Source organism: Aurantimonas sp. A2-1-M11, from assembly GCF_036549475.1.
Taxonomy (GTDB): domain Bacteria; phylum Pseudomonadota; class Alphaproteobacteria; order Rhizobiales; family Rhizobiaceae; genus Aurantimonas.
Genome location: NZ_JAZHLI010000109.1, coordinates 1 through 8,536 on the forward strand (window position 1 = coordinate 1; position 8,536 = coordinate 8,536).

Annotated in this window: 8 protein-coding genes; 3 read left to right on the forward strand and 5 right to left on the reverse strand. The window is 63.8% G+C overall.

Annotation, left to right across the window (positions count from 1 at the left end; genetic code table 11):
- Together VQ042_RS23770 and chrA are read left to right on the forward strand one after the other, a co-directional pair.
- Positions 1-280, forward strand: a 280-nt coding sequence (locus tag VQ042_RS23770) for a chromate resistance protein ChrB domain-containing protein (protein ID WP_331822757.1), incomplete at its 5' end; no start/stop codon positions are given.
- A 1-nt stretch (position 281) separates the two neighbouring features.
- Positions 282-1,691: a chromate efflux transporter gene (gene chrA / locus VQ042_RS23775; protein ID WP_331822758.1), complete on the forward strand. Its 1,410-nt coding sequence runs from the start codon at positions 282-284 to the stop codon at positions 1,689-1,691.
- A 392-nt stretch (positions 1,692-2,083) separates the two neighbouring features.
- Here chrA and VQ042_RS23780 read toward each other — a convergent pair whose 3' ends face one another.
- Positions 2,084-2,737 carry a DUF1236 domain-containing protein gene (locus VQ042_RS23780; protein WP_331822759.1) on the reverse strand — a complete coding sequence of 218 codons (654 nt, stop codon included), beginning with the start codon at positions 2,735-2,737 and terminating at the stop codon, positions 2,084-2,086.
- A 521-nt stretch (positions 2,738-3,258) separates the two neighbouring features.
- Here VQ042_RS23780 and VQ042_RS23785 point away from each other — a divergent pair.
- Positions 3,259-5,607 (forward strand): PBP1A family penicillin-binding protein, encoded by a 2,349-nt coding sequence (locus VQ042_RS23785; protein WP_442880205.1) that lies wholly within the window; start codon positions 3,259-3,261, stop codon positions 5,605-5,607.
- Positions 5,608-5,712: 105 nt separating this feature from the next.
- On the opposite strand, the gene VQ042_RS23790 is transcribed toward VQ042_RS23785, so the two are convergent.
- The 4 genes from VQ042_RS23790 to VQ042_RS23805 all read right to left on the reverse strand — a co-directional run.
- Positions 5,713-7,275: a glucan biosynthesis protein gene (locus tag VQ042_RS23790; RefSeq protein WP_331822760.1), complete on the reverse strand. Its 1,563-nt coding sequence runs from the start codon at positions 7,273-7,275 to the stop codon at positions 5,713-5,715.
- Between the two features lie 140 nt (positions 7,276-7,415).
- Positions 7,416-7,859, reverse strand: a complete 444-nt coding sequence (locus tag VQ042_RS23795; protein ID WP_331822761.1) for a DUF411 domain-containing protein — start codon at positions 7,857-7,859, stop codon at positions 7,416-7,418.
- A gap of 121 nt (positions 7,860-7,980) precedes the next feature.
- Positions 7,981-8,106 carry a hypothetical protein gene (locus VQ042_RS26185; protein ID WP_442880203.1) on the reverse strand — a complete coding sequence of 42 codons (126 nt, stop codon included), beginning with the start codon at positions 8,104-8,106 and terminating at the stop codon, positions 7,981-7,983.
- A 142-nt stretch (positions 8,107-8,248) separates the two neighbouring features.
- Positions 8,249-8,536: hypothetical protein (locus VQ042_RS23805; RefSeq protein WP_442880204.1), on the reverse strand; the 288-nt coding region annotated here is incomplete at its 5' end.

An 8,536-nucleotide genomic window follows, 5' to 3' on the forward strand; every position in this document is an offset into this window, starting at 1 on the left:
CGAGCGCTGCACCTTTGACACGATGGTAGAGGAGCTTGGGCTCTCGACGCCGCCGCTGCTCCGGCTGGCGGCCCTCGTCCGGGGCGCCGACACCGCCCGGCCGGACCTCGCCCCGGAGGCGTCTGGCCTTCTCGCCGCATCCCTCGGTCTCTCCCGCATGTACGCGAACGACCTCGAGCAATTGGAGGCGGGGACGCTCCTCTATGACGCCTTCTACCGCTGGTGCCGCGACGCGACGGACGAGACCCATAACTGGCCCGCTCGGAAGGGAGGGTCGTGAGATGACCGTTCTGCCCGCATCCCGCCTCAAAACTTCGGGGTCCGCCCGCGCCCCCAACCATGGCATCCCCTTCGGGGAGGCGGTCCGCGTCTGGGCGAAGATCGCCTGTCTCTCATTCGGCGGCCCGGCGGGACAGATCGCCGTCATGCACCGTATCCTCGTCGACGAGAAGCGGTGGATCGGCGAGGAGCGGTTCCTGCATGCCCTGAACCACTGCATGCTCCTCCCCGGGCCCGAGGCCCAACAGCTCGCCACCTATCTCGGCTGGCTCCTGCATCGCACGAAGGGCGGCCTCGTCGCCGGCGCGCTGTTCGTCCTGCCAGGCCTTGTCGCCATCATGGCGCTGTCGTGGGTCTACGTCGCCTTCGGGAACGTCGGCATCGTCGCCGGCCTGTTCTTCGGACTGAAGGCGGCGGTCCTCGCGATCGTGCTGGAGGCGGTCAACCGGATCGGCCGAAGGGCGCTACGCAACTGCATCATGCTCGCAATCGCCGCGGCGGCCTTCGCCGCGATCTTCCTCTTCGACGTGCCGTTCCCGGCAATCATCCTCGCCGCGGGGCTCATTGGGTATGTCGGCGCGCGTGCCGGGCTTCCGGGCTTCTCAGGCGGCGGCGGTCATAGACCGTCGAAGGGAGCGACACTGGCCGACGCCGACTCGGCCTTGGGCGAGGCGGTGCCGGATCACGCTAGGCCGAACGTCGCCTGGGCGCTGCGCATCTCGGGGGTGTTCCTGGCGCTCTGGCTGGTCCCCGTCGCCCTGCTCGTGTTCGGGACCGGCGATGTCTTCGCCGACATCGCGGTGTTCTTCAGCCAGATGGCCGTGGTCACCTTCGGCGGCGCCTACGCTGTCCTCGCCTATGTCGCGCAGCAGGCCGTCGAGCATTACGGATGGCTCGGACCCGGCGAGATGCTGGACGGGTTGGGCCTCGCAGAAACGACGCCGGGGCCGCTGATCATGGTCACCCAGTTCGTCGGGTTCCTTGCCGCGTTCCGGGACCCGGGAAGCATGAACCCGTACGTCGCCGGCACCCTCGGCGGGTTGCTCACCACCTGGGTGACGTTCACGCCCTGCTTCCTCTGGATCTTCCTTGGGGCGCCCTATATCGAGCGGCTGAGAGACAACCGAGTGCTTTCCGGCGCCCTTGCGGCAATCACGGCGGCGGTCGTCGGGGTTATTCTGAACCTTGCCGTCTGGTTTGGTCTGCACGTCCTGTTTCAAGACGTCGACGTGGTCCGTGTTGGGCCGCTGTCCCTCGACGTCCCGAGCCAGGCGAGTCTCGACCCTGTCGCGCTCCTACTCTTCTGCGGCGCGGCCGTCGCATTGTTCTGGTTCCGCCTTGGTGCGGTGACGGTGCTTCTGGGTGCAGCCGTCGCCGGCGCGGGCTGGCAATACCTGCAAGGAATCGGTTGAGGCCGCACTGGCAGATCAGTGTCGGCACTAGAACGGCCTCGGAGGCCGGGCAAATTTAGCTTTGGTGTACCCGATGCGAGTGCCTCCGTGATTCCGACATAAGCCCGTCTGGTCTAAGATACCCTGCCCTGCGAAGCGCACCAGTTCCGGCTTCCGTCGTCCGCTGCACCCGTTACCGGCGACCCTCGAACGATCGCCAGTGAGCGGCAGGTTTGTTACGGGTTCTCCTGCTCCGGCGAAAATGCGCATCGGCCTTAAGGCTTCCGAGCATTTGGCAGATGCAGCAAAACTGGCTCGGAAGGGCACCGCCAGTGTGCCAGCGGCGGATTCAAAAAAAGCTCGCGTCACCAGAAGGCGACGCGAGCTCGCTCACGACCAGGAGCCGGATGAAATTACCGGACGACGTAGACGACCTGCCGGTTGCCCGGATCCACCAGCACCGGCTGTCCGTTCACGTAGACATAGCTGTACTCGTAGTCGGGGATGGTCCGCAGCTCGACAGTGTCGGGCAACTGCGCGCCGACGACGGCCTCGCCTTCGAGATAGACCGGTTCGACCGGATTAGACCGGACATACTCGATCCGCTCTTCCGGCGGGGTGACGGCCGCACCTGCGACGAGGCCCACGGCTCCGCCGATGGCGGCACCGACCGGTCCGCCGACGATCGCACCGGCGACTGCCCCGGTTGCCGCGCCAGTCATTTCACCGGCGCCGCTGCTCTCCTCGTAGGTGACGACCGGATACTCGGTCCGGCGTTCCGTCACGACAATGGTCTCTCCGCCCATGTCGGCGGTCAGATACTGGCTGTATGCCCAGCCGGTGGTGCCATCGACGGTGACCCGGCACCAGGCGCCGCTCTCGGTGCAACCCTCGAGCATTACCGCATCATCCGTGCCCATCGCCCCGATGATTTCGTAGTTCGGACCAGGACCGGCCCGAACGTTAAGATCGGTCGTTGCGGAGACCGTCGTCTGCGCGAAGGCAGGAAGGGCCGTTGCGGCGAGCAGGGTAGCTGCGCCGCCAGCAAGCAAACTATGCAGTTTCATTGTTTCTCTCCCATAGCTGGCACGCGCTTCTCATCAAGCGGAGGCGCTGTCAGAGCCGGTAAACAGGAGACTTCGCGACTTAGTTCCTGCCACTTTGCGCCAGTCGTCGCCGCGAACTCCGTCGTTAATCAGGGGTTCATCAACATGTCGCGCAATTGCGGGCTAAGCCTTTGTATAATCTATGGAAGAAGCCAAGACGCATGCGCAAGCGTCCGAATTTGGCCATGAAATGACCTTTATGCCAGATCCTCGAATTGCCGTTCGCCAGTCTGGGACTTTGCGGCAGCCTTAATAGTCATCAGTCGCTTTGATGGTCGGCAGGACGGTACATGACGTGTGGTTCCCGGGCCGGTTTTCCCGGATCGCGGTGGGACCGTGGGCGTGCCCGGTGCTGTGACCGAATAGGCGCATCGTCTTGAGGACGGTGCAATCGGCGAAACTGCGTTGGGCGAGCGCGGGATTTCACTCTATCCAATGCGGTTGAATGCGCCATTTCCATGGGCGGTAAGTTGGTGACGCTGATGCATGATGCAGGAAATGAACCGCCGGTGACTGGCACTCCCGGGAGCGTCGGATCCGAAACGGCCGAGGTCTCCAAAGCCGAGCCCAATATACGCGTCGAGCCGGGCCAGACCCGGACTGCTTTTATCGTTTTCGTGAAGGCCCTTGCAGCCGACGGCGCCCGTTTCGGCCGCTGTCTGTCTGTCATGCTTCTGGCGATCTTCGCCCGGCTGCGTGAGGGGGTTTCGCGTCTGCCGTCGTTCCGCGCTATGAAAGACGATCCGCGCTGGTCCGGCGTCGCTGGGCCGGCGGCACAGAGTCTCGGGCGCGCGCGCTCGATGCTGCGACGCCGTTTTACGGGGTCTTGGGGCGGGAATCTGCTCATCCGTCGTTTGCTGTCGGGTCTGGCGGTCGCCTTTGTCGGCGTATCCCTTCTGGCGATCGCCACCGCGGTCTGGGCGCTCCACGACGTACCGCTTGCGTCGGTGATCAGTGGAACGACCGAGCCTACCGTAGTCCTGGAGGCGTCTGATGGCCAGGCAATGGTGCAGAAGGGTCCCTATCAGGGAAGCTACGCCGATTTGGCCGACTTCCCGGAACATCTGGTCCAGGCGGTTCTGAGCATCGAGGATCGCCGCTTCTACAGCCATTCCGGCATCGATCTGCGGGGGATCAGCAGGGCCTTCGTCCGCAATATCTTAGCCGGCGAGGTGGTGGAGGGCGGCAGCACGATCACGCAGCAGCTCATAAAGGTTCTCTATCTGGAACGCGATCGCACCCTGAAGCGGAAGCTCCAGGAGGTCTTTCTGGCCTTCTGGATCGAGAACAGGCTGGGAAAAGATGAAGTCCTTACCCGTTACCTCAACAACATCTATCTTGGCGCTGGCGCGACCGGCATGCCGGCGGCAGCGCTGGTCTATTTCGGTAAATCTGTCGGCGAACTGACGCTGGCGGAGAGTGCCATGCTGGCCGGGCTGATCCGAGCACCGTCACAGCTCAACCCGCTGGAGAATCTGGAGGGCGCCAAGGAGCGCGCAGCGGTCGTTCTCGCGGCGATGGCGGACGCCGAGTACCTCGACGATGCGTCGACTGCCCGTGCGCAATCGGCCTCTGCCGTCCTGAGTCCCACCCGCCCCGACATGAGCGCCGGAACGTGGTTCGCGGACTGGGTGATTTCGGAAGCACGGGAAATCGCGGGGCCATTCCGCGGCACCATCAAGGTCAAGACAACGCTCGATCCCCAATTGCAATCGCTTGCTGAACAGGCGGTCACGCAAGCGCTCGACGCACTGGGCGAAACACAAGGCGTTTCCCAGGCAGCACTCGTTGCGCTGCGTCCCGACGGTGCGGTGGTCGCGATGGTCGGCGGGCGGAACTACGAGACGTCCGAGTTCAACCGGGCCGTGACGGCAAAGCGGCAGCCGGGCTCCATCTTCAAACTCTTCGTCTACTACGCGGCTCTTCGCCAGGGACTTTCCCCAAACGACCGGATCGAGGATGCGCCGATCGAGATCGATGGGTGGACGCCGGAAAACTTCGGCGGCGAGTTCAACGGCCGAGTGACCTTGGCTGAAGCCTTCGCCCGTTCTCTCAACGCTGCTACCGTGCGGCTGGCCATGGAGGTCGGCATCGACGAGGTCATTGCGGCGGCGAGAGATCTCGGCATCGATGCTCCGCTCAACGCGATGCCGAGCCTCGCCCTCGGCGCGTCCGAGGTCAGCCTCATGGACCTGACGGGCGCCTATGCCTCGGTCCGGGCGGGCCGGACGCCCATCGAACCCTGGGGCATCAGTACGTTTGCGGCGGACCAGCAAAGCCAGAGCTTTCGTGTCGGACCATCGACGCTGCCCCAGCGCGAGCTCGCCGAGCATCACGAGAGTCTCGTTTCGCTCCTCCAGCTCGTGGTCGAGCGCGGTACCGGACAGGAAGCTGCACTTGACGGCTTCGCGGCTGGCAAGACGGGGACCAGTCAGGAGTCGCGCGATGCGTGGTTCATCGGCTTCAACGAGGCGCTGACGGTAGGCGTGTGGGTCGGCAACGATGACGGCACGCCGATGAACGACGTCACCGGGGGGCAGATGCCCGCATCCATCTGGAAGGCCTTCATGAACGCCGCGGCCGGATCGCCCACGCCGACGGGACCCGTTTCGTCCAATTCGGTTCCGAGGGCCGCCCCATCCGTATCCCCTGGGGTGGACACCCCGCCGTCGAGTATCACGGATCTGATGGCAAGAACGGGCGCCCAGGATGCGGCCCCGGTCGCGCCCTCTTGCAACGTCCGCGCCTGTTCGCGGGCATATCGCTCATTCCGCTCGTCGGACTGCACGTTTCAGCCTTATCGAGGTTCTCGCAAGCTCTGTGACAGGTAACGCCCCCTCCTTTCGTCGGTCCCACGGAGCGGTCGGCTCTCATGCGGGGCTGGACGGCTGATCGCTGTCAGTCGGCTCGGCCGTTTGGCCTTTCGGCTCGAGCCACTATTCGACTGCCAGGGAACGGTGATCTGGGGGGTCCCAGCGATTTGTCCAAAACTCCGAGATGGCCTGGTCATTGAGTTGCAACACGCAGCGGACCTCCGGGGAAGATCCGTACTCCGCGCGAACATCGAGAAACACGCGCCACCCCTCGAGCGGCACATTGCGCTGAACGGTGGACGCGACGATTTCGGCGTTCGTCGCGCTGGCGTCGACCCTCAGTTCCGCATCAGGTGCGAGATCCTTGAGAGGGCCCCCCGAAAAGTCGATGACGAATTTGCGGAGTGCAGGATCCGGACTCGATGCGATGCCGCCAACCCCCGTGTAGGTGCCGACGACGCGTGCGAGAACGGGGTTGACCGGCGGGTGCGGCCCCCAATGCAGGCGGTATTGGAAGAAGAACTCCTCTCCCGGAACCAGGGGGGCGTCCGGCGTCCAGAAAGCGACGATGTTGTCCTGGGTCTCATCTGGAGTTGGCAGCTCGACGAGGCGAACCTCCCCTGCTCCCCAGCCGCCCACCGGCTCGACCCAGAGTCCCGGCCGCAGATCGTAGCGCGCTTCGAGATCGAGATAGTGGTTGAAGTCGCGGTCACGCTGAATGAGGCCAAACCCCTGGATGTTGTCGTCGGCATAGGCACTGATCTCGATCGCCTTCGGATTGCGAAGCGGCCGCAACAGCCAGTCGTTGGCTCCGGTACGGATCGAAAGCGCCTCCGAATCATGAATCTGCGGCCGGAAGTCGGAGACGCTGCCGCGATCGGCTTCTCCCCGCATAAACATGCTGGTGATCGGGGCCAGTCCGATATCTTCGATCTTCCGACGGGCGAACAGCGAGACCGAGATGTCCATGACGGTGGACTCGCCCGGCGCCATCACGAAGCGGTAAGCACCTGCCACGCTTTCGCTGTCGAGCAAGGCGTGCAGGGTGACCGCGCTATCACCGGGAGCGGGCTGCTCCAGCCAGAACGACTCGAAGTACGGGAATTCTTCTCCCGGCAGGCCAGAGCGGATCGCAAGGCCTCGCGCGGACAGGCCGTAGCGTTCGCCCAGGCCGATCGCTCGAAAGTAGCTTGCACCGAGGAAGACTGCGAACTCGGAAACGTTAAGGCCATTCATGGGGTGATGCAGACGCAGTCCGGCAAACGCCGGGTCTGCTACCGCCCGGATTGCCTCCGCCTCAGCGCCAAAGTCGAACATGTCCGGAACGTAGCGGATCGGGCGGGCGGCACCCTCCGCAACCTCGAAAAGGGCTACCTCATGTTTGAAAAGGCCGCCAACATGGAAGAAGTCTGCCTGGAACGCCAGGTCGTCGCGGTTTGCCCAAAGCGCACGGGACGGATTGAAGCGTATCGATCGATACTGGTCGTAGGTGAGGTCTCCAGCAACGACCGGCTTTGGCAGGTAGGGCTCTAAGCCGAGACGTCTTGCACGCTCTCGTACCTGCTGGGCAATCCCGCTGTATCCGACGGTGCGCGCTCTCTCCTGCGCTGCGGCGTCCTCAAATCCCGCAGATGCGGCACAGAGGCCCCCAAGAAAGACACGCCTCGAGAGCACTGTTGCAGTCATGAGCCTGTCCGCCGTTGACGATTTAGGTGAGGTAGGCACGAAAGCGGGGTTTCTCCCGCGTGAAGCTCTCGCCCTGGAGGCAATCATGGAGCGGCGTGAAGGGACGGCCACAGCGTCGCAGCAGCACCTTAAAGACCGATTCAGCGGGGGTACCGGGCATAGACCGTAGAGGAGCCGTCTCGTCCGACGAGGAGCACGTCGTAGGGCTCGTCGCTTTCCCCCATTCCGGGGCTGCCGGCAGGCATGTCGGGAACCGTTAGACCGATCGCATCGGGCTTCTCGGCGAGGAGCCGCCTGATCTCGGTAGTCGGAACGTGCCCCTCGACGACGTAGCCGCCGACAAACCCTGTATGGCAGGAGGTCTGGCCCTGTTTCAGCCCGGCCTCCATCTTCTTTGCGTACAGATCCGCCATCGCGAGGTTCTCGTTCTCGACCTCGAATCCGGCATCCTCGAGGTGCTTCATCCAGCCGATGCAGCACCCGCATCCCGACGTCGAGAACATCTCGACGTTCTCCGCCGCGAGAACCGACGTGGACAGAAGGGCGAGCGCGCCGGCGAGGAACGTCGTCCGCTTGGACATCATGGATCGATCCTTTCGTTTGTCTCGAGAGTCTGGACGGACTACGTCCTCGCGACCCGTCGGTTCCTGACACCTACTCGGGAGCGGCGGCGAGCCGTTCCCGTCATGGCGCGGACTGAAGATCCTACTTCGCGAGGGCATCGACGCGAAGGATCATCTCCTCGATCTCCTTCTTCTGGGCGTCGATGATCATCTGCGCCATCTTCTTGGACGCTTCGTCCTTGCCCATCTTCAGTTCGAGCTCGCTCATGGCGATGGCCCCCTGGTGATGAGCGATCATCCCGCAGTTGAAGGCGAGATCGGATCCTTGATCATGGCCGCCCTCATCATCGGGCCGTGCATCTTCATCATGGTGGCATGATTGGCCATCTGGGCCTCGTCCATTCCGGACATCATTTCCCCATGCCGGCCATCATCTTCGACATGTCCATTTTCCCGGCGGCGCCGTTGCAGGCCTCCGGAAGCTCGGCTTCCCCGGACATCCCTGCCATGCCGCCAGACATCGAGTGTCCCGACATGGACTGGCCATCCTGGGCATTAGCGAGGAACGGAAGGGCGGTGATTCGCGGCGGGGATGTCCCGATCGATGTTGAACTTCTGAAGTGGCGGCGTTGCCCGCCTTGAGCCGGTAGGCTCGGGGTGTCGAATCCACTTCGGAGAGCAACGCCATGAAGAAAGAT